This window comes from Amycolatopsis orientalis DSM 40040 = KCTC 9412 (assembly GCF_000478275.1).
GTDB classification, from domain to species: Bacteria; Actinomycetota; Actinomycetes; order Mycobacteriales; family Pseudonocardiaceae; genus Amycolatopsis; species Amycolatopsis orientalis.
Genome location: NZ_ASJB01000083.1, coordinates 541,362 through 566,121, shown reverse-complemented (window position 1 = coordinate 566,121; position 24,760 = coordinate 541,362). Strand labels below are relative to the sequence as shown.

Here is a 24,760-nt window from a genome sequence, read left to right as displayed (position 1 = left end):
CCGTGGACAAGATGTTCGACTTCGCACTGACCGGCGAACTCCTCGGTCTCGATTTCGTGCAGACGGCGCTGCTCGCGGCCGCCGTACTCGGCCTGGTGGCCGGCGTACTCGGCCCGCTGGTCGTCATGCGGCGGATGTCGTTCGCCGTGCACGGCACCGCCGAACTTGCCTTCACCGGCGCGGCGGGCGCGCTCCTGCTCGGCGTCGGAGTCGAACTCGGCGGCCTCGCGGGTGCGGTGATCGCCGCCCTGCTGATCGGGATCCTCGGCGGCCGCGAGTCCGAACGCGACTCCGTGATCGGCGTGATCCTCGCCTTCGGACTCGGCATGGGCGTCCTGCTGCTCTCGTTCTACGAAGGCCGCAGCGCCAACAAGTTCGGCATCCTCGTCGGGCAGATCATCACCATCGACTCGACCAACCTGAACCTGCTCGTCGGCGCCTCGGTCGTGGTGCTCGTGGTGCTCGCGGTGATCTACCGGCCGCTGCTGTTCGCCACGGTCGACCCCGCGGTCGCGGCGGCGCGCGGCGTACCGGTGCGGCTGCTTTCGCTGATCTTCGCGGTGCTGGTCGGGATCTCGAGCGCGCTCGGCGTGCAGATCGTCGGCGCGCTGCTCGTGGTCTCCCTGATGGTGACCCCGGCCGCGGCGGCCGCGCGCGTCACGGCCAGCCCGTGGAAGGCGACCGTGCTGTCGATCGTGTTCGCGGAGACCGCGGCGCTCGGCGGGATCATCCTTTCGCTCGCGCCGGGGAAGCCGGTGAGCGCGTTCGTCACGACGATCTCGTTCGTGATCTACCTGGTCTGCCGCCTCATCGCGTGGCTGCGCGGCCGGAGTTCGCGGGTCCGCGTCGAGCCGACGGCGGCGGCCCGGCCCGCCCTGCGCTAGCGGATCGGGTGCTCGGCGAGCGCCTTCTTGACCGCTTCCAGGAAACCGGGGTCGATGAACGCGAGCTGGCCACCGGCCACACTCCGTTCCACCGCTTCGAGGACGACCACGTTCGCGTTCACGAAGGCGTCGACGGCTTCGGCCTGCGAAGTCTTCTGCGTGAAGTGCGCCAGCATCGTCAGGTTCGTGAACGCACCCGAGAGATACCGCGAAGACGCCTTCGTGAACGAGTCGCCGTAGATCAGGATCTTGTCGTCCACGGTCCCGATCAGTGGACTGGCGGTGCGGTACACCGGCCGGTCGATGTCGCCGTTGGGTTCGCCCGCGCGCTCGACCAAGCCGTCGGGGCGGAGGCTGTAGAGCGTGTTCGTCTTGGTGCCCTGCTTGTTGATCAGCGGCGGCAGGTCCGCGACCGTGTCGTACTGGCCGACGGGCACGCTGACCCAGGTCTGCGTGACCCCCGGTTTGATCGCGTTCGCGATGGCGCGCGTCATCACCAGCGCGCCCTCGTCGGCCCAGTGCGTGTCGTTCGACGGGTAGATCGGGCGCTGCACCCGGCCCTCGGACGCGCGCAGTTCGGGCCGCAGGTCGATCGCGCGGGCGTCCTTGATCATCCGGTGCCAGGTGCTCGCCTCGGCCGACCGCGAGCAGTCCTTGCCGGGGTAGGTGTCGGGCAGGAACTGCGGGACCATCGTCGACTTGTCCGGCGCGACGACGAGTTCGAACCGCCTCCCGGACTGCTCGACCGCGCGCCGCAGCTCGTTGATCTTGGCGATGGTCTCGGGCAGGGGACGGGACGGATCGCATTTCGCGTCGGCGTCGTAGCCGTAGTACAGCCAGCCGTCGCGACCCTGGACGACGCGGCGGTAGCCGGACGCGGCGTTCGGCGTCGGGCCCTGGGTGGGCGCGGTCTTGGACGGCGTCGGCGCCGGCGGCGCGGGGATCGGGCCGGCCTGCTGCTGCGGTGGCGGCTGGTCGAGCGGGGCGCCCTCGCCGAAGACGCCGCGGCTGATCGCGTCGGCGGCGGCGATCGCGCCCGGCCGGAACGACAGCTGGTCGATGGCCCAGGCCGGCAGGTCGGTGAAGAAGGCCCAGCCCTTGTCCAGGCCGGGGAAGCTCGCGAGCTTGTGGTTCTCGATCTCGCCCGGCCGCACGCCGAAGACCCACAGCAGTGCCGGGGTGGTGAAGAACAGCAGCGCGCTGACCAGCGCGGTCAGCTGCCTGCCGCCGTGACGGGGACGGTGCAGCGCGTGCTCACGGGGAAGCCACGCCTCGTGCACGGCTGGCAGTTGCTGAGGTTCGGACGCCACCCCACCACCGTAATCACCCCGTGTCGCGCGCACGTGAGAACGCCTCACTTCCGCGCCCCGGATCACGATCAGGGGGCGAAACGCAAGTGCCCCCGGGGCGCGTTTAGCGGGCTAAACGCGCGCGCGTCGGTCGGGTCGCGTTTAGCGGGCTAAACGCGACGCCGCCCCGCCCCTGCGGATCGCGATTAGGGGGCGAAACGCAAGTGCGCCCGGGGCGCGTTTAGCGGGCTAAACGCGAGCGGTCAGTGGAGCATCAGCAGGACCTGGAGTTCCCCGACCAGGAAGCCGATGAGCCCGCCGACGGCGATGAGCTTCCACTCGTCCTGCCGGAAGGCGGGCCGCAGCAGGCCCTCGAACTCCAGCGGCGTCAGCCCGAGCATCCGCCGTTCGACGATCTTCGCGACGTCCATCGCCTCGGTCAGGTAGCCCTCGGCGTAGCGGATCGTCGGCGGCAGCCGCTCCAGCGCCTTCCGCGCGGCCGCCTGTTTGATCTCCTGCAGCCGCTGCCCGCCGACGGCCATCGCCACCATCGGCCTCGCGGCGCTCGCCTGCTCGTCGACGGCGTTCGCCACGAGCCGCTCGACCAGTGCGTACAGCCGATCCGACCGCGGCCCGCGCAGCACCGCGTCGAGCAGGTTCGGCACGGTGAGGATCTCGTTCGCGATCAGCTCGCCGTACTGGCGCGCGACCTCGGCCCGCCGCCGCTGGAACTTGCCCTGCAGGATCACCCGGCCGACCCGCACCGGCTCCCGCGGCACGAAGATCAGCTTGATCGCCAGCCAGTCGGTGAACAGCCCGATGCAGCCGCCGAAGATCGGCAGCACCCACGGTTCCTTCGTCGCCGCCCAGACGATCGCCTGCACGACACCGAGCCCGAAGCCGAAGTAGATCCCCGTGCGCGCGATGAACGCCATCTCCGGCCGTGACGTCTCGCGGATGAGCCGGACGAGCAGTTTCTTGTCCCTGGTGAGCCGCTGCACGGTCATGTGCTGAAAGTCGAGCACCTCGTCGAGGTTCTCGGTCATCTCCGCCATGAACTCGCGCACCAGCCGCGGCGTCGACGCCTGGACCTGCTTGATCAGCAGCTCCTGCGCCATCGTCGGCATGACCTCCCATAGCCTGGGATGGTGCTTTTCGAGCACTTCGCGGGCGACCTCGTCCACGGCCCGCAACAACGGCTGCTCGATCTCGCGCGTGATGATCGCCGGGTCGATCCGTCGGAAGACCTCCTTGACGTCCAACAGGTTCGACGTCAGCAACTCGGTCGCGACGGCGGCCATCCGCCCGCCGTGCTTGGGCACCACGCCCTGCCAGCCGAGGAACGGCTTGACGCCGACGAACTCGAGCGGCTTGAACATCATCTCGATGGCGACGCGTTTGGTGACGTAGCCGATCAGCGCGGCGATGAAGGGGATCGCGGCGTACAGCCACCAGTGCCGGGCGAGGTCGTCGAGGACGGCGTCCATGGGACCTCCTCGCTCGTTCTCCGGGGATGGGAAACGGTATCGGGTAGCCGTCAGTGAAGCAGTAGGAGCACCTGAAGTTCACCGACAAGGCCGCCGATCACCGCGCCGACGGCGATCAGCTTCCACTCGTCCTGCCGGAACGCCGGGCGCAGCAGCTGCTCGAATTCGAGCGGGTTCAGCCGTCGCATTCTGTCCACAATGGTGTTCCGGACGTCGAGCGCGTTGACCGCGTAACTCTCGGCGTGCCGGATCGTCTCCGGGATCCGCGCCGCCGCCTTCGCCGCCGCCGTCTGTTTCATCTCCTGGAACCGCCTGCTCCCGACGGCCATCGCGACGAACGGCTTCACGACGCTGGCCTGCGCGTCGATGGTCCGCTGGACCTCGCGGGTGATCATCGTGAACAGCCTGTCCGACTTCGGCCCGCTCAACACGGCTTCAAGCAGGTTCGGGATGGTGATGATCTCGCGCGCGATCATGTCGCCGTAGTCGGCGGCCACCTGGTCCTTGCGTTTCTGGAACACGCCCTGCCAGGTATAGAAGCCGAAGAACCGCTTCGGCTCCCGCGGCAGGAAGATCATCTTCAGCGCGACCCAGTCGGTGAACCAGCCGATGCCGATACCGAACAGCGGCAGCACGATCGGCGACTTCGTCAGCGCCCAGACGAGCAGTTGGACGCAGCCGAGGGAGAAGCCGAACACGATCCCCGACCGCGCGATGAACCGCATCTCCGGCCGCGAGATGTCCCGGATCAGCCGGTTCAGCAAGGCCTTGTCGCGCACCAGGTTCGTCACGACCATGTGCTTGAGGTCGAGGACGTCTTCGATGTTCTCGGCGATCTCGCCCATGATCTTCGTGATCGCTCGCGGCGCCTCGCCCTGCACGCGTTTGAGCAGCAGTTGCTGGGCGGTGTTCGGCAGCACTTCCCACAACCGGGGCTGGTACTGCTCCATCACCTCGCGGGTGACGTCCTCGACGACGCGAAGCAGCGGCTGCTCGATCTCCTTCGCGACCTGCGCCGGGTCGAGTCTGGCGAAGATCTCTTTCGGATCGACTAGGTTGTTCGTCAGCATCTCGGTGGCGGTGGCCGCCATCCGCTCGGCGTTCGCCGGCAGTACGCCCTGCCAGCCGAGAAACGGCTTGATGCCGACGAACTCGACCGGCTTGAACATCATCTCGATGGCGACGCGTTTGGTGACGTAGCCGATCAGCGCGGCGATGAACGGCATGGTGACGTACACCGGCCAGTGCTCGCCGAGATCGGCGATGACGGCGTCCACTCGCAGCCCCTCCCGCGTCTCGCTTGAGGGGAACCTAGCCGCCTGTCCTCAGTGGAGGAGGAGCAGGACCTGAAGTTCACCCACGAGCCCGCCGATCACCGCGCCGACCGCGATCAGCTTCCATTCGTCCTGCTGGAAGGCGGGTCGCAGGATCCCTTCGAACTCGAGCGGGGTCAGTTGCTGCATCTTCACGACGATCGTGTTGCGTACGTCGAGCGCGTCAGTGGCGTAACTCTCCACATGTTTCACCGTTTCGGGGAGGTACGCGATCGCCTTCTCCGCCGCGGCCTTCTTCATCTCCTGGTACTGCTTGCCGCCGACGGTCAGCGCCACCAACGGTTTCGCGATGCTCGCCTGCGCGTCGATGGTCCGCTGGACCTCGCGGGTGATCATCGTGAACAGCTTGTCCGACTTCGGCCCGGTGAGCACGGCCTCCATCACGTTCCGCACGGTGAGGACCTCGTCCGCGATCAGCGCGCCGTAGTCGCGGGCGACCGCCTGGCGGCGTTTCTGGAACATGCCCTGCCAGCTGAAGAACAGGAACCGGCGCGGCTCACGCGGGTAGAAGATCATCTTCAGGGCCAGCCAGTCGGTGACGAAACCGGTGACGAAACCGAAGATCGGCATGATCAACGGCTGCTTCGTCAGCGCCCACACGACGAACTGGACCAGGCCGATCACGAAGCCGAAGTAGATCCCGGACCGGGCGATGAAGCGGAGTTCCGGGGTCGCGACCTCCTTGATCAGGCGGCAGGTCAGCGATTTGTCCCGGACCATCGCGTTGATCAGCATCTCGTTGACGTCGAGGACCTCGTCGATGTTCGTCGACACCTCGCGCATCAGCCGTGCGACGACCCTCGGCGCCTGTGCCCTGACCTGGTCGACCAGCATCCGCTGCGCCCGCGTCGGCAGGAGTTCCCACAGCCGGGGCTGGTACTGCTCCATGACCTCTCGGGTGACGTCCTCGACGGCCTTGAGCAGCGGCTCTTCGAGTTCTTTGACCACTTCGTCGGGATCGAGCCGGGAGAAGATCTCCTGCGGGTCGACGAGGTTCTTGGTCAGCAGGTCGACCGCGGTGGTCGCCATCCGGCGTGAGTTGGCCGGGATGACCCCCTGCCAGCCGAGGAAGGGTTTGATCCCGACGAACTCCAGCGGCCGGAACATCATCTCGATGGCCACGCGTTTCGTGATGTAGCCGATGAGGGCGGCGATGAACGGCATCGTGGCGTAGACGTGCCAGTGCGCCTGGATGTCGTCGAGGATCGCCGAAATGTCCACCCGGGCCTCCCTGCTTACGACCTGTCAACAATGCAGGATGCCATGTGATCGACCGGTCGCGTGCCGAGTGCAGCCGTTTGGCGGTACTACTCGACTGGCCCCTGCTCATTAAGGTGGCCGCCATGGTCGCTCCTGAGAAGTCGGCGCCTCAGGCGCCCTCAGCGAAATCGCCCCAATTCGCGGGCTCCGTCCGCGGTTACGACAAGCGTCAGGTCGACGAGCGGCTCGCCGAACTGTCGTCCGAACTCAAGCAGCTCTCGCGCAATCGCGACGAGGCCGTGGCGACCGCCGCTGAACTCACCAAGGCGCTCGGCCACGCTCAAAAGGAACTGGACGAGACCAAGGCCGCACTCGTCCGGATGAGCTCGAGCCCTTCCGGCGCCGGTGCGATGGCCGAACGCGTCCGCATGATGATGCAGCTGGCCGAGGAGGAGATCGCCGACCTCAAGGCCGCCGCGGAAGCCGACGCCACGTCGACGCGTGCCGAGGCGGACAGGTACGCCCACGAGACGCAGCGCGCCAGCGACAAAGCGGCGAAGGACGCGCAGGCCGAGCGGGAGAAACTGCTCGCGGACGCCAAGGCCGAGATCGAGCGGCTGAACGCCGAGGCGGCGCAGAAGCGCAAGGAACTGGACATGGAAAGCGTCCGGACCCGAGCCGCCGCCGACAAGAAGGCCGAAGAGGCTTCGGCGGCTCGCCGCGCGGAGGCGGAGAAGGCGTCCGCCGACAAGATCGCGGAAGCCGACCGGGTGTCGGCGGAGAAGCGCGCCGAAGCCGAGCGGATCTCTGCGGAGAAGATCGCCAAGTCGGAGAAGTCCTCGGCCGAGGACATCGCGGCGAAGCAGGAGCAGGTCGCGGAGGCCCTCACCGACGCGAAGACTCAGCAGGCCGAGGCCCAGCAGGCCCGGAAGCTCGCGCTGGAACTCCGGTCTAAGGTCGCCGAACGGCTTTCCGCCACGGATGTCGCCGTCCAAGAAGCCATCCGGCTGCTGGCACCCGCTCCCGACGCGGAGACTGCCAAAGCTGAGACATCCAAAACGGAGGCATCCAAAACGGAGACCCCCAAAGCCGAGGCCGCGCAGAAGCCCGCTCCGACCAAGTCCAACGGCCCACGTCCTTCCTGAGTTCTCAATGGCGGACGACGGCGAACAGCTCGTCGTCGATCCAGCCCCGGGTGTGCAGCTCGGTGCAGAACTGTTGGTATGACTCGGCAAGCGCGCCGCTCTCGCGTTCGTCGGGCTCGACGAGTGTTCCCTCGCCGAGCCCTTCGGACGCCTCGGTGAGCCCGCCCGGCAGCACCCCGGCCGCGGCGAGCAACGCGGCGCCGTACCCCGTTTCGGCCTGTGGGGAGACCCGCAGGCCGAGACCGGTGACGGTCGCCCTGATCCGGGTCCACAAAGGACTTTTGCTGCCGCCGCCCGCCGCCAGCAGCGGCTCGGTGATCGTCACTCCGAGCCGCCGCAGGTGGTCCAGCGCCAGCCGCTCGAGGAAGGCCACCCCCTCCAGCTTGGCCCGGTGCAGCTCCACCTCGTCCGCTTCGCCGGACACGAAGCCTTCGGCGTCACCGCTGGTGAACGGGAACCGTTCGCCCTTGCGCCGCAACGGGTACGCGACCACCTTCGCCGGCCCGAACGCGGCCGCCGCGGCGTCGAGTTCGGAGAGCCTGTCCTGCCCGGCCACGGCCTCGCCGCCGGTGTTCGACGCGCCACCGGGCAGCCACCAGCCGTCGGGATGACGGTGGCTGTACATCGCGCCTGTCGGATCCGGCACCAGTTCTTCGGTGACTCCCTTGAGCACGTACGTCGTGCCGAGGATCCCGACGAACCTTCCGGGGGTGACCGCCCCGGCCGCGAGCTGGCCGGCGCATCCGTCGGTCATCCCGGCCACGACCTGGCAGCCCGCCGGGAGCCCGGCGACGGGACGGGCCATCGTGCCGAGCACGGTGGCCGGAGCGACGACCGGCGGGAGCAGGTTCTCCGGCACCCGCAATGCCTCGAAGACCTCGTGCGGCCACTCGCGGGCGAGTGGGTCGTAGCCGCTTTTCAAGGCATGGGACCAGTCGCTCGCCACCGGTCCGCCGGTGAGTTTCGCGGCGATCAGATCGGGTGTGTGCCGGATCGCGGCGACGCCGGGGACGAAAGCGGACAGCCAGGCGATCCGGCCGAGCGCGGCCGTGGCCGACACCCCGAAGCCGAGCCGCCGCCAGCGATCCGCGCCGAGTTCGGTGGCCTCGCGGTTGAGGGCCGCGCCGCGCCTGTCGTCGTACATCAGCGCGGGCGTGACCGGCGCACCCGAGGCGTCGACCCCGACGATCGTCCCCGACGTCGCGGCGACGGCCACCGCGGCGACCTCGCCGCCCCTGCCCGGTAGCTCGCCGGTGACCTTCGCCAGCACCGTCTCCACCGCCGGCCACCAGGACCGGGCGTCTTGCTCGCTGTGCCCGCGGGCGTCGCGGACCGGGGCGGGCAGGGGCTCGGCCGCCGAGGCGAGGACGCTGCCGCCGCGCACCGCGAGGGCACGGACCCCCGCGGTGGCGACGTCGATGCCGATCGTGACGGGTTCGTTCACGTGCTGGCGACCTTCTCTCCGACTTCCTGCAGGCTCTTGTCCTCTTCGATCGCCTTCGCAGTCTCTTCGGGCAGCTTCAGATACCGCACCATGACCGCCGCGACCAGGTACAGCGCGGCGAAGACGATCACCACCCCGGCCGCGCCCAGCGGCCCGAGGAACACGCTGACGATCGCCGGCCCGACGAACGCCGCCGCGCCCGCGCCCAGGTTCAGCAGCGCCATCGCCCCGCCCTTGTTCTCCGGGGCGAGGGAGGGGAGCAGTGCCGAGATCGGCACGAACCCGGCGAGCGTGGCGCCGTACAGCGCGCCGACGAGCAGTGCGAGCCAGTAGTACTCGGCGCCCATCGCGACCGGGACGAAGTACAGCAGCAGGATCGAGATCGCGCAGCCGATCGCGCCGAACCAGAAGATCGTGGTCCGCCAGCCGATCCGGTCGCTCAGCACGCCGAAGATCAGGTTGAAGAAGATGTTCGTGCCGTAGATGACCGAGACCAGGAGGAGCCAGCGGCTCTCCCCGAACCCGATGCCCTCGATGAAGATCGTCGGGAAGAACACCAGCATGCCGAACTCGGGCGCGGTGTTGATGACGCGGACGAGCATCCCGACGCCGACGCGGGGCTTCTTCCACGCGATCGACACGCTGGAAACCAGGCTCTGCACCGGTTTCACGTCCGGTGGCGCGAGCCGGGTGTACCCCGTCCGCTGCCGGACGCCGAAGATCGCCAGCAGACCGCCGAGGGCGAGCAGCGCCACCGACACCCACAGCGTGCCGTACTGGCCCAGTACCGGGTTGGTGAAGCTCGCGACCAGCGCGCCCAGTGTCGGCAGCCCGCCGGTGAAGGCGAAATAGAACCAGCCCACGGCCGCGCCTAGCCGCGCGACCGGTGCCACCGCGGTGATCCAGACCAGGAAACCGAAGGCGAACATCGGATAGCCGAACCCGCGGAGACCGTAGAACACCAGCATCAGCGGGTAGTTCTCACCGGATACCGCGACCGCGAGGAACAGCACGTCGAACACCAGCCAGATGGCCAGGCCGATCATCATCACGCGACGCGGTCCCCAGAGATCCGAGAGCGCACCGGACAGCCACGACGCCAGCATCACGGCTACGCCGTACACGGTGATCACGTACGAGGCCTTGATCTCGGTGCCCGCGCCGTTGTCCGCCATGAACGGCGCGATGAAGCCCGACTCGACCCCGTCGCCGATCATGAACAGAAGCAGCCCGGCATAGCCGAGGAACAAGGGGGCGGGCAGCCCCCAGCGGTTCAGTACGCGGGCGAACCCGCTCCCGGATCGCGATAACGGCGATGTTACCTGGTTCATGCACGCCTCCATGACGTCGTGTTCAGCGTATCATGGATCGTGTTAACTTAACTTTCAAGATGTTACATCGGTGGATTTCCGTGTTAGCCTCGCGCGCCGGGGCGGGGAGCTGAAGGGCGCTTTCCCCGCATGCGATGTGGGGAAGGCGTCCTTCGCTGCGTGAGATGTGGGGAAAGCGCCCATCGGCCCGGCTATTGCGGCGGGGGCGGGGCTCAGACTTCCGCGACGTCCACTTCCACCTGGCTCCGCATCTCCTCGGCCAGGTGCTCTTCGACGCCGTCGTCGACGATCAGCACGTCGAAGTCGCTCAACGGCGCCAGCCGGTGCAGTGCCGCGCGTTCGGTCTTGCTGTGGTCCATCAGCAGCACCTTCGTCCGGGCGCTCGCGAGCATCGCGCGCTTGAGCATCACGATCTCCGGCTCCTGGTGGAAGGTCATCCGCGTGTTCATCGCCGACGTCGAAACGAAGGTCGCGTCGACGTTGATCCGTTCGATCGCCTCCAGGCTCTGCATGCCGAGGAACGAGTCGTGGGTCGCCGAGTAGTCCCCGCCGATGCAGATGAGCCGCAGGTCTGGCACGCCCTTCAGGAGTTCGATGGCGCCGAGGTAGTTCGTCGCGACGGTCAGCGGGGTGACGCGGTGCAGCATCTTCGCCAGCGCGAGCGCGCTCGTGGAGTCGTCGAGCAGGATCGACATCCCCGGTTCGACGCGGGCGAGCGCGTGCGCGGCGATCGCCGCCTTCTCCTCCGAATGCACGTTCATCCGGTAGTCGGCGTTGCTTTCGAAGACCGTCGACGGCATGGCCGACACGCCGCCCCGGTACTTCCGCAGCAGGCCGCGCCGGACCAGTTCGTCGACATCACGGTGCACGGTCATGGTGCTGACGCCGGTGAGTTCCACCAGGTCGGAGATGGTGGCGGAGCCGGTCTTGAAGACGTGTTCGGTGATCTGCTGCTGGCGCGTGTTACGGGAGTGTGCGCTCGCACCGGCCGTCTTCTCATCGCTCATGGCGTCCAGTATCGCGTGCGCGCCGGCTGGTTGAGGCGCAGCAGGCCGGTGCGCGTGCCGTCGATCGCGATCTCGGTGACGGCCGCGTTGTCCAGTCGCGGGAACACCGTGCGATAGGTCTCGAGCGGGATGCCGAGCAGCTCGCACAGGGTCAGCCTGATCAGGGTGTTGTGCGCGACGACCAGCACCGTCTCGCCCGGCACCTCGGCGGCGATCCCGCGCAGTGCCTTCGCGCCGCGGGCGGCCGCGTCCCCCGGCGGCTCCGAGCCCGGGAAGGCGCCGGTCACGGGATCGGCGAGAAACCTCGCGACCGCATCGGGATCCGTCGCCGCCAGCTCGTCCCTGGTGCGTCCTTCCATCAGTCCGAAGTGGACTTCGCGCAGCTCGTCGATCACGCGCAAGGGCAGGCCCAATGCCTCGGCCGACGGTTCCGCGGTGCGGCGTGCGCGGCTCTGCGGCGAGCAGAACACCGAGGACGGCCCCGCCGCCACGGCGAATCCGGCGAGCTCTTCCGCCTGCCTGAGCCCCTCCTCGGTCAGCGCGACGTCACTGCTGCCCGCGTACCGGTTCTCGGCATGCCATTCGGTCTGGCCGTGCCGGACCAATAACAACCGTGCGACCACGTGTTCCCTCCTCAGGGCTTGTCAATATCACATCGTCGATGTTAACTTAACAGCATCGATGTGAAAGGAGATGCCGGATGGCACTCGCCGCGGTGGTGTTCGACCTGGACGGTGTCCTCGTCGACAGTGAACACCTCTGGGAAGAGAACTGGGTGGCGTACGCCGCCCGGCACCGGACCGAATGGACCGCCGAGGACACCGCGTCCGTGCAAGGGATGAGCGCGCCCGAATGGGCGGCCTATCTGGCGAAGCGATCCGGGACACCGGAAAGCGCGGCCGAGGTCGAGCGTGCCGTGGTGGACGGCATGATCGCCGCGATCGAGGCGGGGGAGGCCCCACTGCTGCCGGGGGCCGGTGAGATGGTCCGCGAGGTGAGCGCGAAGGTGTCGGTCGCGCTGGCGTCGTCGGCCGCCCGCCGGGTGATCGACGCGGTGCTCGACAAGCACGGGCTCACGGGCGAGTTCGCCGCGACCGTGTCCAGTGCCGAGGTCGCCAGGGGCAAACCCAGTCCGGACGTCTACCTCGAAGCCGCCGCCAGGCTCGGCCGGTCCGGGGAGGAATGCCTCGGTGTCGAAGACTCCAGCAACGGCATCCGCGCCGCCGCCGCGGCCGGGCTCACCGTGATCGCGCTGCCGAATCCGGTGTACCCGCCTAAGCCGGACGCGCTCGAACTGGCCGCCGAAGTCGCGGAGGACAACGACGACGTGCGGCGCAAGCTGCTCGCGTACCTGTCCGGTGAATTCGCGGAGGCGAGCGGGCGATGACGGTCCTGGGTGCCGCGGAGACGTTCAAACGCGATTGGCTTGACGGGTTCGTCACCGCTTACGGGCGTTCGGTGCGCAAGGTCCCCGGCGCCTATGGCGTACTGCGCCGAGAGGAATCCGCACGCAAGGTCGCGGTGGTGATCGGCGGCGGCTGCGGGCACTATCCCGCGTTCGCCGGACTCGTCGGGCCCGGGCTCGCCGACGGCGCGGTGGTGGGCGACGTCTTCACCAGCCCGAGCGCCGAGCAGGTCTACCGCACGGCTCGTGCCGCGGAGAGCGGAGCGGGTGTGCTCTTCGGTTACGGCAACTACCAGGGCGACGTGCTGCACTTCGGCCTCGCCGCGCGGCGGCTGGCGGCGGAGGGGGTGGAGAGCCGCACGATCCTGGTCACCGACGATATCGCCAGTGGCCCCGCCGACGCGCCGGAACGCCGTCGTGGTGTCGCGGGTGACTTCCTGGTCTTCAAGATCGCGGGTGCCGCCGCCGAACGCGGCGACGACCTGGCCACCGTGCACGCGGTGGCGGAGAAGGCGAACGCGCGCACCCGGACGTTCGGGGCGGCGTTCGGCGGGTGCACGCTGCCAGGGGCGTCCGGGCCGCTGTTCACCGTCGGCGAGAGCGAGATGGAACTGGGGCTCGGCATCCACGGTGAGCCCGGTGTGCGCACGGTCGGCAGGCTGAGCGCGCGGGACCTGGCCGACGAACTGGTCGATGGTCTCCTGCCGGAGCTGCCCGAGGGTGACGGGCGGGTGGTGGTCCTGCTGAACGGGCTGGGCCGCACCAAGTACGAAGAGATGTTCGCGACCTACACCCGGGTGCACGAGAGGCTCGCCGCCGCGGGACTCGACCCGGTGCACACCGAGGTCGGCGAATTCGTCACGTCGCTCGACATGGCCGGTGTCTCGCTGTCGATCCTGGTGCTCGACGACGAACTCGCCGAGCTTTACGCGGCTCCATGCGACACCCCGGGCTACCGGAGCACCGGTGCCGTGCTGGCACAGGTGCCTTTGGAGTCCACAGTGGACTCGCTGCTGACCGAGACCGCGCCGGGCCGGGGCATCGTGGATCGCGCGTTGACGGCGGCCCTCCACGACATCGAGGCCAACGAAGCCGAATTGGGCAGGCTGGACGCGGTCGCGGCGGACGGCGACCACGGTCTGGGCATGACCAGGGGCATGCGGGCCGCGGTGGCTGCCGCGCGGCGCGACGAAGACTCCTTGTCCACCGCGCTCCTGGCCGCCGGGACGGCGTTCGCCGACGCGGCGGGCGGAGCCTCCGGTGCGCTGTACGGAGTCCTGCTCGCCGAGACAGGCGCGGGACTGCGTGGCCTGGCGGGCGAAGAGGTCACCGCGGAGGCGCTCGCGAACGCCGTGGACGGCGCCGTGGCGGCGTTCGTCGAACTGGGCAAGGCCGAACCCGGTGAGAAGACCATGCTCGACGCCATCGAGCCGTTCCGGCTGGCGTTGCGCGAACAGGCGGAGGCGGGCGCCGACGTGCCGCAGGCCTGGCAAAAGGCGGCCCAGGTCGCGGTGAGCGCGGCCGAGGCCACGGCGGACCTGCTGCCTGCCAAGGGACGGGCGGCGCGGTTGGCGCGGCGGAGCAAGGGACACCCGGATCCGGGGGCGACCTCGTTCGCGCTGCTCGTCACCGCCGTCGGCCAAGCTCTGGGAAAGGACGACTGAATGCGGATCGTGGTGGCGGCGGACAACGCCGGGGTGGTCCTCAAGGATCAGCTGCGTGACCTGCTCCTCGCCGATGACCGGGTGGACGAGGTCACCGACCTCGGCGTGGCCGACGGCTCGGACGACAAGGCGTACCCGTTGCTCGGGCTCGCGGCGGCGGAGGCCATCGCGCGGGGTGAGGCGGATCGCGGGGTACTGGTCTGCGGGACCGGGATCGGCATGGCCATCTCGGCGAACAAGGTGCCGGGGGTCCGGGCCACGGTCGCGCACGACTCGTACTCGGCGGAGCGTTCGGTCAAATCGAACGACTGCCAGGTGATCACCTTCGGCGCGCGGGCGATCGGGCCGGAACTGGCGAAGAAGATCGTCGCCGAATGGGTCGGCTACCGCTTCGACCCGGCGTCGGCCAGCGCGAGCAAGGTCGCGCACATCACCGAATACGAGAAAGCGCACTGATCCCATCGGCGAAAGCCGGGCAGGCGGTCGATTGCGGTAGCGGGTTGACCAACAGACACTGAGAAGCGCCCGACACGGGCACGGAGAGAGGACGCAGAGTTGCGGATACTCGCTGCGGGAGACCATTTCGTCGGTACCGGCCTGCTGGCCGAGGCCGTCCGTGCCGAGATCGGCGCCGGGCACGAGTTCTCGGAGCTGACCCTGCCGTGGCCGGTGGAGCCGTTCGGCCCGGTCGCGAACGTGCACGAGGCCAGCGGCACCGAAGAGCAGGTGATCGAGGCGCTCGCCGGAGCCGAGGTCGCGGTGACCCAGATGGCGCCGTTCACCAAGCAGGTATTCGCGGCCGCGCCGGGACTCAAGCTCGTCTCCGTATGCCGGGGCGGCCCGGTCAACGTCGATCTCGCCGCGGCCACCGAGGCCGGGGTCGCGGTGACGTACGCGCCCGGCCGCAACGCCGGTGCCGCCGCCGAATTCGCGGTGGGGATGATCCTGGCCGCGATGCGCCGGATCGCGACGTCCTCGGCCGAACTGCTGGGCGGGACCTGGCGCGGCGACTACTACGCCTACGACCGGACCGGCCTCGAACTCGACGGGACCACCGTCGGCCTGGTCGGCTACGGCGCGATCGGCGCGCGGGTGGCCAAGGTGCTCCTCGCGTTCGGGGCGAAGGTGCTGGTCGCGGATCCTTTCGCCGATCCGGCCAAGATCGCTGCCGACGGTGCCGAACTGGTCGAACTGGAAGACCTGCTGCGCCGCAGTTTCGTGGTGAGCCTGCACGCCCGGCTCACCGAGGAGACCCGGCATCTGATCGACGCCGCCAAACTCGCGCTGCTGCCGGACGGGGCGGTGCTGGTCAACACCGCGCGCGGCGGACTCCTGGACTACTCGCCGCTCCCGGACGCCCTGCGCTCGGGACGGCTCGGCGCACTGGCGCTGGACGTGTACGACGTCGAGCCGCCACCCGCGGACTGGGCGTTGCGGGACGCGCCGAACGTGATCGCGACCCCGCACCTCGCCGGAGCCAGCAGGCAGACGGCGGAGCGGGCGGCGGATATCGTCGCCGCCGAGGTCGGCCGGTACGTCCGCGGGGAGGCACTCGCGAACCTGGCGAATCCCGAGGTCCGGCGGCCATGATCATCGGCGTCGACATCGGCACGTCACTGACCAAGGCGGTCGTCTTCGACAAGGCCGGGATGTCGGTGGCGAGCGCGTGCACCACCTCCGAGGTGCACCATCTGCCGGGTGGGCTGGTCGAGCAGGACCTCGACCAGGTTCTCGGCACCGTGGCCACGGTGGTGCGCGAGGTCGCCGCCGGGCTCGACGGCCCGGTCACCGCGCTGGCCCTCACCGGCCAGGGCGACGGGCTCTGGCTGCGCGACGAGTCCGGTGCGGCCGTCCGGCCCGCGATCTCCTGGCTCGACGGACGGGCCAACTCCTTGCTGGCCGAATGGCAGGCGGACGGGGTGACCCGGGAGGTGTTCCGCCGCACCGCGTCGGGCATGTTCCCGGGTAGCGCCGCGGCGATCATGTCCTTTTTGGACACTCGTGAACCGGAGTCGCTCGACCGGGCGGCGGTGGCGGGCTACTGCGTGGACGCGGTGGTCCAGCGGCTGACCGGTGAGATCACCGTCGACGCGTCGGACGCTTCGCTGCCTTTCCTCGACCCGGCCACCCGGCGCTACGACGAAGGCGCCATCGCGGCGGTCGGCCTGTCCCACCGCCGGAGCCTGTTCGTGGAACCGGCGGCGCCGAAAACCGTCTTCCGCTTGGACGAGCGCGGGGCCGCGCTGCTCGGGCTCCCGGCCGGGCTGCCGGTCACGGCGGGCCCGTTCGATCTGCCCGCGAGCGCGATCGGCGCCGGGGTACGGCGGCCGGGCGACGGCATCCTCACCGCCGGAACCACCCTCGCCTGCCAGGTACTGACCGATTCGCCGGCCTTCGATCCCGAGGGTGAACCCGCGGGGATGTTCCTCTGCACCCCGGAGGAAGGAGAGTTCCTGCGGGCGATGCCGGCGATGGTCGGCACCGCGGGAATCGACTGGGTGTGCCGGCTGTTCGGGATCGCGGTCGAGGAGATCGGGACGCTGCTCGACGCGAGCAGGCCCGGTGCGGGCGGTGTCCGCGCGTTGCCCTTCCTTTCCGCGTCCGGGGAACGGGCGCCGTTCGTCGACGCGTCGGCGAGGGCGCAGTTCTCCGGGTTGAGCCTGGAGAGCGAACGCGGTGACATCGTCCGTGCGCTGTGCGAGTCGATCGCTTACGCGGCAAGGCATTGCTTCGAGGCGGCCGGCCTCACCGGCACGCTGTACGCCTGCGGTGGCGGGGTCCGTTCGCTCGAATGGACCCGCATCTTCGCCGACGTCCTCGGGCGGCCCATCGTGATCCCCGGCGATCCCGGGGTCGGGGCCAGGGGCGCGGTGATCGTCGCCGCGGACGCCCTCGGCGAACCGGTCGACAGGGAGCTGTGGGCGGAAAGCGCCCGCGTCGTCGAGGTCAGTCCCGAGAACGTAGGTTTCTACGAGCAGGGCTACGCCGATTACCAGGCCTCACTGGCCGCGGCCCGTGGACTGTGGAGGTTGTGACGGTGCTCCTGGCCGAAGAACGTGCGGCGGTCTGCGAATTCGCCCGCCGGATGACCGCGGACGGACTCGTGGTCGGCACGTCCGGCAACGTCTCCGTGCGGCGGGGCGAACTGGTCGCGGTGACCCCGACCGGCGTCGACTACGCCGGGCTGCGGCCCGAAGACGTGCCGGTGGTCGGCCTCGACGGCGAGATCGTCGACGGCGCACTCAAACCGACCAGCGAACTCCCGATGCACCTCACCGTGTACCGGCAGGCCGCGGATCCGGACGGCAAGCCGGTTTCGGCCGTGGTGCACACGCATTCCGTGCACGCCACGGCCGTCTCCACCCTCGTCGCCGAGGTGCCGCCGATCCACTACATGCTGGCCGCGATCGGTCCGACGGCCCGCGTCGCGTCCTACGCCACCTACGGCACCGAAGAACTGGCCAAGGCCATGCTGGAGGCATTGGAAGGCCGCCGAGGCTGCCTGCTGGCCAACCACGGCACGATCACCTTCGGCGACGGCCTCGGTTCCGCGTACAGCCGGGCGCAGCAGCTCGAATGGGTCTGCCAGGTCTGGCTGACGGCGCGGGCGGCGGGAACACCGAATCTGCTCCCGCCCGCCGAAATCGAGCACGTCGTGGCCAAACTCCGCGGCTACGGCCAGCGCTAGGAAGCGGCGGGCTCGACTTCGAGGGCCAGGTCGTCGACGGCGTGCACCGCGTCGAGGAGTTCGACGACCGTCGGATCGTCGACGGCTTCCTTGATGCATTGCCACAACTGAAGATTCGCCAGCGCCCACCGGGAGTAGGTCGCCGCGGCCTTCGGGTTGTAGAAGTAGTAACCGCTGTCGTGGACGTCGCGTTGTTCGCCGACGATCTTGTGCGCCAGTTCGCGCAGGCTCAGCCCGTTCTCCCGCAGATAGCGGTGGGCGAGCACGACGGGCGTCACCGGCAGCGCCTTGAACAGCGTGTCGGCGTCGCTCAGTGCCTGAGCCTCCAGTGAGATGTCCCGGCCACGGGTGGCCATCTCGGCTTCGTCGATGATGTCGTCGATCCACCGCGCCACGGTGTCCTCGACTCCGCACTCCCGGAGGATGCCCATCCGGAGATCTCGTCCGGCGGCCGCGGGGGAGTTCCTGAGCACGATGTAGTTCACGTCGTGGACCAGCGCCGCCACCTCGACGACGGTGCGATCCGCACCGTTGTGCTCGGCGAACCCGGCGGCCTTCGCCCGGACGAAACTCACATGATGCCAGCCGTGGAACTGCAGTTTGTCCGCATAACGCCAGCACAGTTGCCGGACGCGATGCTCGACGTTGTCAATGGTCTGGGAAGGAATCGTGCTTTTTCGCGCGCGCATACACCTCTCCGATCCCGCTTACCGACGGGTGGAGTAATGGTATGCGCCTTCGACGGCGGTGTGTAGTTAGATGCGGGCGGCCAGGTCCCCCAATCGGACCTCAACCGGAACGTGACGATGCCCGATTCCGGTCTTCGGGTCATAGGAGAGGCTGAACTCGCTTACTGGGCGTGATTTCACCAAGAACGTCATAGTCCCTTCGGTGGCTTCAGGAATCCGATGGAACTCGTCCGCGTACATGACGCCTACCGACCCCGCCTGGCACAGAGTGCTACGTCGTAACCGAACCGATGTGATCAATCCGGAAATCGGATCCCGCAGGGTCGAGTAACGCTCGTGGACGTAGTTGCCACGGAGGAGCGTGGTGCAGAAGTGATATCTGTGGTTGTGCACGGAATCGGCGTAGCCCTCGCGCCAGTCCTCCGGTGCCTTGTACTCGTGGAGCCAGATCGAAAAGGGATCCGTCGGGGAGTCGAGCAGGCACCAGGCGAAATGGGTGGTCGTTTCACGCGATCGTCCGAGTACCGCGTCGGCCTCGTCGGGGCTGAGCGATTCCAGATGCCGCCGGAGATCGGTGCGCAGATCCGGTCTCGACGTCCAGTCCCGGAAGATCTCGTCGACGACTTGCCAATGCTGCGCCAGCGGCAGGTCCGTGGTGCGGAGCAGCCCGGCCAGCTGGGTGAGGGGGGACAAGCGAGTGAGCAACTTCAGCTCCTCAATTCTAGTACTCTTCGGCGCCGCGAAGTCAGGGCTTCAGCTCGGCGAGTGTGGTGAACTCCTTCCGGAAGGCGTGGAATTTCCCTTCCAGTTCGAGGAAGTTCTCTTCGGTCAGGGGAGAGCCGGTGATTTTTTCGTACAGAGCGAGGAAATCCGCCCTAGTCGTCGTGGTGGAGATGCGGAAGTGCCGTCCGGACCGGGACTGCGACACGCGCAGGAATTCGGAGCGTTCCTTGTTGTACAGGAAGGAGCCTTCGCTGAACCGCAACGTGCGCGGATACAGCGTGGTGGCGCCGCGGATGTCGCTGTACAAGGTCACCCACACGCTCTCGTCGAACACTTCGAGCCGGTCCAGCGGCGGGTCGGCGACGACGGTGATGTCCACCAGTGAGCACCGGCTGCGGGCCAGGAACAGCCCGACCAGTCCGATACTGATCTCGTCGTCGAGCCGTTTTTGGATGGTCTCGTAGTCCAAACCCGCTTCTTCGCTGCGCAGGAGATAGCGCGCCCTGCCACTGATGGCGCCCTCGTCGCGCGGGTCGGCGATGACCACGCGAAGCTCCCTTTCGGTGCGGGACAACAGCAACCGGGCCGCGGCGTGCCTGCCGGAGAACCCGCGGAAGAAGTAGTGCCGGGTCGCGTCGAGGTCCTCGGTCATGACCCGGTTGAACAACGGATCGGGGTCGGTGGTCGCCTCGAAGACGTGGGTGGGGAAGAATTCCTTGTTGAGCGAACGGTATTCGGCGCTGAGTGCTTCCAGGGCGCGGCGGCTTTCCTCGATCAGCGGGGTCACCATCGCGCGTTGTGACGCGGTGGCGGTGATCAGGGTCTGGCCGAAGCCGACCACCGCGGAGATCAGGGTGCCGGTGCCCAGTGAAGTGAGCAGCGTTCTACCGGCGCCGGGATCCATCATGCTGGAGATCCACAGGCTGAGGCCCGCGACGACGACCAGTACGGTGAGCAGAAGACTTGTCCTGGTCCAGAAGATCTCTTGCAGTGGGGTACGGCGGAGCCGGTCGGCTTCCGCGGGCACGGGGGTCACCTCCTTGATCCGCACTCGAACGGACGAACGCATTGCGTATCTGTTTGAGTGCGGGGAGTTACTCTACGCGCATCGTGACAATGTCGAAATAAGAAATTCGGGGGAAAGGTCCCAACAACGAGTGTGACGCTCGGCGATGCCGCTTTCGCATCGGAGGTTTCGCCGGATCGCGGAAAAACCACTCACGGAGCGTGCGGAAGGATTCCTTCGTACCACGCCGGACCGGGCTTCGCCGCCGACAGTGTTTCGACTACCGCCGAAGACGGAGCGGTGTACACCGTGGGGAAGTCGATCTCGCCCTTGGCGGGGTCCAGATCCCACGCGAGCCGCTCGTCTTCCACGGAACTCTGTCGTATGAAAGGAAATTGGGCGTTCGCGCCGTTCTTGTTGCCCCTCGGGTCGAGCCGTATCCAGCGGTCCAGACCAGCGAGGTACACGGCGTTGAGCCCGTGCAGAACGCCGATCCGCTGATAACAGAACCCGGCGGGGATGCCTTGGCTGCGCAGCAAAGCGGCCAGCAGATGGGCCTTCGCGTAGCAGAGACCGACCCGCTCGCGCAGAACCTCGGACGCCATAAGAGTGACGCGGGAATCGGCGGCGTCCACCGTATGGGCGATGTCGTCGCGCACGAAGTGAAACATCGAACGAATCACGTCGACTTCGGTGCCGCCGGTCGGTGACAGTCCGTCAGCCGTTTCGCGGATCAGCGGATGATCGTGATCGACGACCGTGTCGGCGACGAGATAATCCTCGAGCCGTTCGGATTCGATCTTCAGCGCGCTTTTCACGAGGCTCCGTTCAGTACGGTGTCGACGGCTTCTTCGAGGAATTTCGGATCGGCTTCGCCGCCGCGCAGCAGCAGCCGGAACCAGATCGCCCCGGCGAGCAGATCCATCACGACGACCGGATCGGCACCCGCCCGCAGTTCGCCCCTGGCGGCGGCGCGTTCGAAGATCGGCTGTTCGCGCGCCATGCGGTCGGCGAAGAAACTCCGTGACACCTCACCGAGTTCCGATCGGCGCGGGCCCGCGGTGAGCGTCGCGGTGACGACGGGCGCGGTGTGCTCCGAAGTCAGCAATCGGTGGATCTGCGTCGCCACCGCGAGGAGATCACCCCGGAGGCCGCCGGTGTCCGGGACCTCGAGGGCGAAGAGCCCCGAATCGCGTAGTGCCGCGGCCAGGAGCGCGTCCTTCGACGGCCACCACCGGTAGAGCGTCGTCTTGTTGACGCCGGACCGCGCGGCCACGGCTTCGATCGCCAGCTTGTCGTACCCGTGCTCGGCCAGCAGTTCGAGAGTGGCGGCGAAGATCGCCTCGGCCTTGCGGGGACCGTCCAGAGTGCGCACTCGCGAAGAATACAACGCACCGTTGCGTTGCGAAGACGACACGCGTACTTTGCAACGCAACGGTGCGTTGCATTCAGGAGGTAGTCCATGGTCCCCGTCGTTTTCGTCCACGGAATCCGGCTCAGCGGAGCCGCCTGGACCGAGCAGCTGGAACGCGCGAACCCACCCGCCACGGCGGTCGATCTACCCGGACACGGCGCCCGCCGAGGAGAACGGTTCACCCTCGCCGGCGCCGTGGACGCCGTCGTCGAAGCCATCGACGAGCCCGCTCTGGTCGTCGGGCACTCCCTTGGCGGCTACGTCGCGATCGCCGCGGCGGCACGGCATCCGGATCGCGTGGCGGGCCTCCTCGTCGCGGGTTCGACCTGCGTGCCGGGCAAAACCCTGGAGACGCCGTTCCGCCTCACGCATCGGCTGCTCATGCGGCTGCCGGACCAGGGCGAACGGCTGAGCCGACGGCAGTTCGAAAGCCTGCTCCCGCCGAAGCTCGCCCAAGCCGTGCTCAAGGGCGGCATCGCGACCGAGGTGATCCCGGACGTCGCCAAAGCCTTCGCGGACTTCGACGTTCTCGCGGAACTCGCGGCCTATCCGGGGCCCACGTGGCTCATCAACGGCTCACGCGACCACTTCAGGCGCCACGAGCGCCGGTTCCTCGACGTCTGCGCCGACGGGCGGCTCATCACCGTGCCGAAGGCGGGGCATTACCTGCCGATGGTGCGCGGTCAGGAGTTCTCGCGTCTGGTGCTCGACGCGGCACGCAGCCTGTCGATCTCCACGGTCAGCTCGGAACGCAGCGAGTCGTGCTCAGGGCCCAGCGAGGCCGTCGCCCAGTTCCCCACCGGATAGAGCCAGACCGGCCGCCCGACCACGTCCGCCGGTTCCCAGTCATAGCGCGGCCAGACATGGGCGTGCAGAAAGGGATCCGTATTGCCAAGGATCTCCAGGTTCACGCGACGGAAGCCGGAATCGCGCCGGGCGCACACCTTTTCGACTGCTTCACCGAGCGAATCCATGTCCGCCAAGAACTCCAGCCGTCGCGTCCGCGGCAGATCGGTCAACCGGCCGACGCCGGGAGTGTCGGTCAGCAGGACGCAGTAACCCGGCAGGAACTGCGTATCGCCGATCACCGCGAAGCCCGCGTCCAGCCGGCGCAGCACGGTCGGATTTTCGCCCCGGAGCGCCGAACCGATCCGGTCCCGCTTCCAGCCGTCGGTCATGAGGCCAACCTAGCCGACCGGCAGGAGCGTGCCCTCGGCGTCGCTGAATCGTGTGGCCAGCCGCACCGGCGTCGGATGCGGGGCCAGGACGATCGACGCGAACGGGGTCGACGTCAGCCCGGACGCGTAGTTGGTCTGCAGGTGCACGCTGACATGCACGTTCCGGTCGGCGGGGATCTCGAAGGTGACCGAACCCCACGACACCACGTACTGCCGCCCGTCGATGCTCGTGAAGGGCACGTAATGCCGCACCGCGTTCATGCTGACGGGAGGTACGTCGATGGTCAGCAGGCGGCGCGGGCCGTCGTGGTTGTCGACGTAGGGGATCACGCCCGGCAGCTTGGCCAGATCGGTCGCTTCGGTCATTCTCCGGGCTCCTTCAGAATTGGTAGTAGAGGAACGGGCTGAACGTGCCCGTCGCGATCAGGATGGCCGCGTACACCAGGCCCACGGTCATCACGCCGATCCGCAGCGCCGTGGCGGGGCGGCTCCGCGAGGACTCCAGCAGCGGCCCGGTCACCGGATGCGCGGGCAGGAACACGATCGCCAGCGCGCACAGCAGGATGATCAGCCGCTGGTTCGTCACCGCGCCTTCGACGACGTCGGTGAGCCCGGTGAAGTCCGGCAGCACCATGTGCCCGATCATGTTGAGCGCGTGCGGCAGGTCCTTGGCGCGGAAGAACACCCAGCCGAAGACCACGAGCACGAGTGTCAGCGCCCGGCGGCCGATCCGGGCGGCCTGGGTCTTCGGGGTGACGTCGTAGCCGAAAGCGCGTTCCACGATCAGCAGCGCGCCGTGGTAGATGCCCCAGATCAGGAACGTCCACTGTGCACCGTGCCAGAACCCGGTCAGCACGAACACGATGCACAGGTTCCGGTAGGTGTGCCCGGCACCGGTGCGGTTGCCGCCCAGCGGGATGTAGACGTAGTCGCGGAACCAGCGGGACAGCGACATGTGCCAGCGCCGCCAGAACTCGGTGATGGTCACCGACGAGTACGGCCGCGCGAAGTTCTCCGGGAGGCGGAAGCCGAGCATCCTGCCGAGCCCGATCGCCATGTCGGAGTACCCGGAGAAGTCGAAGAACAGCTGAAGGGTGTAGCCGATCGCGCCCAGCCAGGCGATCGCGAAGGTCATCTGATCCGACGGGGTGTTGAAGCAGGCGTCCACCATCGGACTGAGCGAGTCGGCGATGATCGTCTTCTTGCACAGCCCGAGCGCGAAGCGGGGGAACCCGGCCGCGATGTCGTCGAGGCGGTGCGACCGCTGTTGCGGCAGCTGGTCGGCGATCTCCCGGTACCGCACGATCGGCCCGGCCACCAGCTGCGGGAACATCGCGATGTAGGCGGCGAACGAAACCGGATTGCGCAGGGCGCGGCGTTCACCGCGGTAGATGTCGACCACGTACGAGATGTGGTGGAAGGTGTAGAACGAGATGCCGATCGGGATGACCAGGTCGGCCACCGGGAAGCCGCCGCCGAACCAGTGCGTCACGGCCGCGATCTGCTGGGTCGCGAACCCCGCGTACTTCCAGATCAGCAGCATGCCGACGTTGAGGCCGATGACGCCGAGCAGCAGCCGCTTGCGCCGCGTGTTCTGCAGATCCCAGGCGTTGGGCTCCAGCGCGGGCCCGGCCAGGAAGTTGACCACCATGCAGCCGATCAGCACCAGCGTGTACGGCCCGGCGCCGGTGGCGTAGAAGATCAAGCTGCCGACGGCGACGATGCCGTTGCGCCAGCTGCGCGGGCACACCAGCACGGCGAGGAGTACCGCCGGCATGAAGTACCACAGGAACAGCGGCGAAATGAACGACATCGGTGCGGGGTCCCCCAGGGCGGTTACGCGTTATCCGCTGGTGACCTTAGCCTGAGCGC

24 protein-coding genes are annotated in these 24,760 nt (G+C 68.2%); 9 read left to right on the top strand and 15 right to left on the bottom strand.

Translation table 11 applies throughout. The features are described from left to right. Positions 1–2: 2 nt before the first annotated feature. The gene (locus L324_RS33890) at positions 3–884 is read left to right on the top strand and encodes a metal ABC transporter permease (RefSeq protein WP_037318283.1); all 882 of its coding nucleotides are present in this window, start codon (positions 3–5) and stop codon (positions 882–884) included. Here the strand turns inward: L324_RS33890 and L324_RS33885 are convergent. From L324_RS33885 to L324_RS33870, 4 genes are all read right to left on the bottom strand, one after another. Beyond that, positions 881–2,194: an alginate O-acetyltransferase AlgX-related protein gene (locus L324_RS33885; RefSeq protein WP_037318277.1), complete on the bottom strand. Its 1,314-nt coding sequence runs from the start codon at positions 2,192–2,194 to the stop codon at positions 881–883. The genes L324_RS33890 and L324_RS33885 overlap by 4 nt on opposite strands. A 242-nt stretch (positions 2,195–2,436) precedes the next feature. Next, positions 2,437–3,660 carry a DUF445 domain-containing protein gene (locus L324_RS33880; protein WP_037318275.1) on the bottom strand — a complete coding sequence of 408 codons (1,224 nt, stop codon included), beginning with the start codon at positions 3,658–3,660 and terminating at the stop codon, positions 2,437–2,439. Between the two features lie 50 nt (positions 3,661–3,710). Then, complete coding sequence (locus tag L324_RS33875; RefSeq protein ID WP_438938473.1) at positions 3,711–4,937, bottom strand: DUF445 domain-containing protein; 1,227 nt, start codon at positions 4,935–4,937, stop codon at positions 3,711–3,713. A gap of 48 nt (positions 4,938–4,985) precedes the next feature. Then, a complete protein-coding gene (locus L324_RS33870) occupies positions 4,986–6,215 on the bottom strand; it encodes a DUF445 domain-containing protein (protein ID WP_037318271.1) in 1,230 nt (409 codons plus the stop codon). Between the two features lie 122 nt (positions 6,216–6,337). Here L324_RS33870 and L324_RS33865 point away from each other — a divergent pair, with 122 nt between their 5' ends. After that, positions 6,338–7,339: a coiled-coil domain-containing protein gene (locus L324_RS33865; RefSeq protein WP_037318923.1), complete on the top strand. Its 1,002-nt coding sequence runs from the start codon at positions 6,338–6,340 to the stop codon at positions 7,337–7,339. Between the two features lie 4 nt (positions 7,340–7,343). Here the strand turns inward: L324_RS33865 and L324_RS33860 are convergent, their stop codons facing one another. The 4 genes from L324_RS33860 to L324_RS33845 all read right to left on the bottom strand — a co-directional run bounded on the left by L324_RS33860 (position 7,344) and on the right by L324_RS33845 (position 11,744). After that, positions 7,344–8,783 carry an FGGY-family carbohydrate kinase gene (locus tag L324_RS33860; protein WP_037318270.1) on the bottom strand — a complete coding sequence of 480 codons (1,440 nt, stop codon included), beginning with the start codon at positions 8,781–8,783 and terminating at the stop codon, positions 7,344–7,346. Continuing rightward, a complete protein-coding gene (locus L324_RS33855) occupies positions 8,780–10,114 on the bottom strand; it encodes an MFS transporter (RefSeq protein WP_037318921.1) in 1,335 nt (444 codons plus the stop codon). The genes L324_RS33860 and L324_RS33855 overlap by 4 nt, the downstream gene beginning before the upstream one ends. A 212-nt stretch (positions 10,115–10,326) precedes the next feature. Next, complete coding sequence (locus tag L324_RS33850; protein ID WP_037318269.1) at positions 10,327–11,121, bottom strand: DeoR/GlpR family DNA-binding transcription regulator; 795 nt, start codon at positions 11,119–11,121, stop codon at positions 10,327–10,329. Beyond that, on the bottom strand, positions 11,118–11,744 hold the full coding sequence (locus L324_RS33845) for a histidine phosphatase family protein (RefSeq protein ID WP_037318268.1): 627 nt from the start codon (positions 11,742–11,744) through the stop codon (positions 11,118–11,120). The genes L324_RS33850 and L324_RS33845 overlap by 4 nt, the downstream gene beginning before the upstream one ends. A gap of 77 nt (positions 11,745–11,821) precedes the next feature. Between L324_RS33845 and L324_RS33840 the strand changes: the two genes are divergently transcribed. From L324_RS33840 to L324_RS33815, 6 genes are all read left to right on the top strand, one after another. Beyond that, positions 11,822–12,508: an HAD family hydrolase gene (locus tag L324_RS33840; protein ID WP_037318267.1), complete on the top strand. Its 687-nt coding sequence runs from the start codon at positions 11,822–11,824 to the stop codon at positions 12,506–12,508. Further along, positions 12,505–14,190 carry a dihydroxyacetone kinase family protein gene (locus L324_RS33835; RefSeq protein ID WP_037318265.1) on the top strand — a complete coding sequence of 562 codons (1,686 nt, stop codon included), beginning with the start codon at positions 12,505–12,507 and terminating at the stop codon, positions 14,188–14,190. Before L324_RS33840 ends, L324_RS33835 begins: the two co-directional genes overlap by 4 nt. Next, positions 14,191–14,646, top strand: coding sequence for a ribose-5-phosphate isomerase (locus tag L324_RS33830; protein WP_037318262.1), 456 nt, complete (start codon positions 14,191–14,193; stop codon positions 14,644–14,646). A gap of 99 nt (positions 14,647–14,745) precedes the next feature. Beyond that, positions 14,746–15,780 (top strand): 2-hydroxyacid dehydrogenase, encoded by a 1,035-nt coding sequence (locus L324_RS33825; RefSeq protein WP_037318260.1) that lies wholly within the window; start codon positions 14,746–14,748, stop codon positions 15,778–15,780. Further along, entirely contained in the window at positions 15,777–17,225 is a 1,449-nt protein-coding gene (locus L324_RS33820) for an FGGY-family carbohydrate kinase (protein WP_037318257.1), read from the top strand. The genes L324_RS33825 and L324_RS33820 overlap by 4 nt, the downstream gene beginning before the upstream one ends. 2 nt (positions 17,226–17,227) lie before the next feature. Then, entirely contained in the window at positions 17,228–17,878 is a 651-nt protein-coding gene (locus L324_RS33815) for a class II aldolase/adducin family protein (RefSeq protein ID WP_037318919.1), read from the top strand. Here the strand turns inward: L324_RS33815 and L324_RS33810 are convergent. The 5 genes from L324_RS33810 to L324_RS33790 all read right to left on the bottom strand — a co-directional run bounded on the left by L324_RS33810 (position 17,875) and on the right by L324_RS33790 (position 21,671). After that, positions 17,875–18,567, bottom strand: coding sequence for an HD domain-containing protein (locus tag L324_RS33810; protein WP_037318255.1), 693 nt, complete (start codon positions 18,565–18,567; stop codon positions 17,875–17,877). The genes L324_RS33815 and L324_RS33810 overlap by 4 nt on opposite strands. 66 nt (positions 18,568–18,633) lie before the next feature. Beyond that, complete coding sequence (locus tag L324_RS33805) at positions 18,634–19,272, bottom strand: hypothetical protein (protein ID WP_037318253.1); 639 nt, start codon at positions 19,270–19,272, stop codon at positions 18,634–18,636. A 40-nt stretch (positions 19,273–19,312) separates the two neighbouring features. Next, positions 19,313–20,359 carry a hypothetical protein gene (locus L324_RS33800; RefSeq protein ID WP_081736550.1) on the bottom strand — a complete coding sequence of 349 codons (1,047 nt, stop codon included), beginning with the start codon at positions 20,357–20,359 and terminating at the stop codon, positions 19,313–19,315. A 149-nt stretch (positions 20,360–20,508) separates the two neighbouring features. Next, complete coding sequence (locus tag L324_RS33795; protein ID WP_037318251.1) at positions 20,509–21,114, bottom strand: transglutaminase-like domain-containing protein; 606 nt, start codon at positions 21,112–21,114, stop codon at positions 20,509–20,511. Next, positions 21,111–21,671 carry a TetR/AcrR family transcriptional regulator gene (locus tag L324_RS33790; RefSeq protein ID WP_037318249.1) on the bottom strand — a complete coding sequence of 187 codons (561 nt, stop codon included), beginning with the start codon at positions 21,669–21,671 and terminating at the stop codon, positions 21,111–21,113. Before L324_RS33790 ends, L324_RS33795 begins: the two co-directional genes overlap by 4 nt. Positions 21,672–21,758: 87 nt before the next feature. On the opposite strand from L324_RS33790, the gene L324_RS33785 reads away from it, so the two are divergent. Continuing rightward, the gene (locus L324_RS33785; RefSeq protein ID WP_051174243.1) at positions 21,759–22,517 is read left to right on the top strand and encodes an alpha/beta fold hydrolase; all 759 of its coding nucleotides are present in this window, start codon (positions 21,759–21,761) and stop codon (positions 22,515–22,517) included. Between the two features lie 380 nt (positions 22,518–22,897). Here L324_RS33785 and L324_RS33775 read toward each other — a convergent pair whose 3' ends face one another. Both L324_RS33775 and L324_RS33770 read right to left on the bottom strand, forming a co-directional pair. Continuing rightward, positions 22,898–23,254, bottom strand: a complete 357-nt coding sequence (locus L324_RS33775; RefSeq protein ID WP_037318245.1) for a hypothetical protein — start codon at positions 23,252–23,254, stop codon at positions 22,898–22,900. Positions 23,255–23,267: 13 nt separating this feature from the next. After that, positions 23,268–24,701, bottom strand: a complete 1,434-nt coding sequence (locus L324_RS33770) for an MBOAT family O-acyltransferase (RefSeq protein WP_037318243.1) — start codon at positions 24,699–24,701, stop codon at positions 23,268–23,270. Positions 24,702–24,760: the final 59 nt, after the last annotated feature.

What these genes read in the sequence shown, in the direction of transcription:
- L324_RS33880 (WP_037318275.1), bottom strand. Translation starts at nt 3,660, where the DNA reads ATGGACGCCGTCCTCGACGACCTCGCCCGGCACTGGTGGCTGTACGCC.
- L324_RS33865 (WP_037318923.1), top strand. Translation starts at nt 6,338, where the DNA reads ATGGTCGCTCCTGAGAAGTCGGCGCCTCAGGCGCCCTCAGCGAAATCG.
- L324_RS33855 (WP_037318921.1), bottom strand. Translation starts at nt 10,114, where the DNA reads ATGAACCAGGTAACATCGCCGTTATCGCGATCCGGGAGCGGGTTCGCC.
- L324_RS33850 (WP_037318269.1), bottom strand. Translation starts at nt 11,121, where the DNA reads ATGAGCGATGAGAAGACGGCCGGTGCGAGCGCACACTCCCGTAACACG.
- L324_RS33840 (WP_037318267.1), top strand. Translation starts at nt 11,822, where the DNA reads ATGGCACTCGCCGCGGTGGTGTTCGACCTGGACGGTGTCCTCGTCGAC.
- L324_RS33835 (WP_037318265.1), top strand. Translation starts at nt 12,505, where the DNA reads ATGACGGTCCTGGGTGCCGCGGAGACGTTCAAACGCGATTGGCTTGAC.
- L324_RS33830 (WP_037318262.1), top strand. Translation starts at nt 14,191, where the DNA reads ATGCGGATCGTGGTGGCGGCGGACAACGCCGGGGTGGTCCTCAAGGAT.
- L324_RS33820 (WP_037318257.1), top strand. Translation starts at nt 15,777, where the DNA reads ATGATCATCGGCGTCGACATCGGCACGTCACTGACCAAGGCGGTCGTC.
- L324_RS33810 (WP_037318255.1), bottom strand. Translation starts at nt 18,567, where the DNA reads ATGCGCGCGCGAAAAAGCACGATTCCTTCCCAGACCATTGACAACGTC.
- L324_RS33800 (WP_081736550.1), bottom strand. Translation starts at nt 20,359, where the DNA reads ATGCGTTCGTCCGTTCGAGTGCGGATCAAGGAGGTGACCCCCGTGCCC.
- L324_RS33785 (WP_051174243.1), top strand. Translation starts at nt 21,759, where the DNA reads ATGGTCCCCGTCGTTTTCGTCCACGGAATCCGGCTCAGCGGAGCCGCC.
- L324_RS33775 (WP_037318245.1), bottom strand. Translation starts at nt 23,254, where the DNA reads ATGACCGAAGCGACCGATCTGGCCAAGCTGCCGGGCGTGATCCCCTAC.
- L324_RS33770 (WP_037318243.1), bottom strand. Translation starts at nt 24,701, where the DNA reads ATGTCGTTCATTTCGCCGCTGTTCCTGTGGTACTTCATGCCGGCGGTA.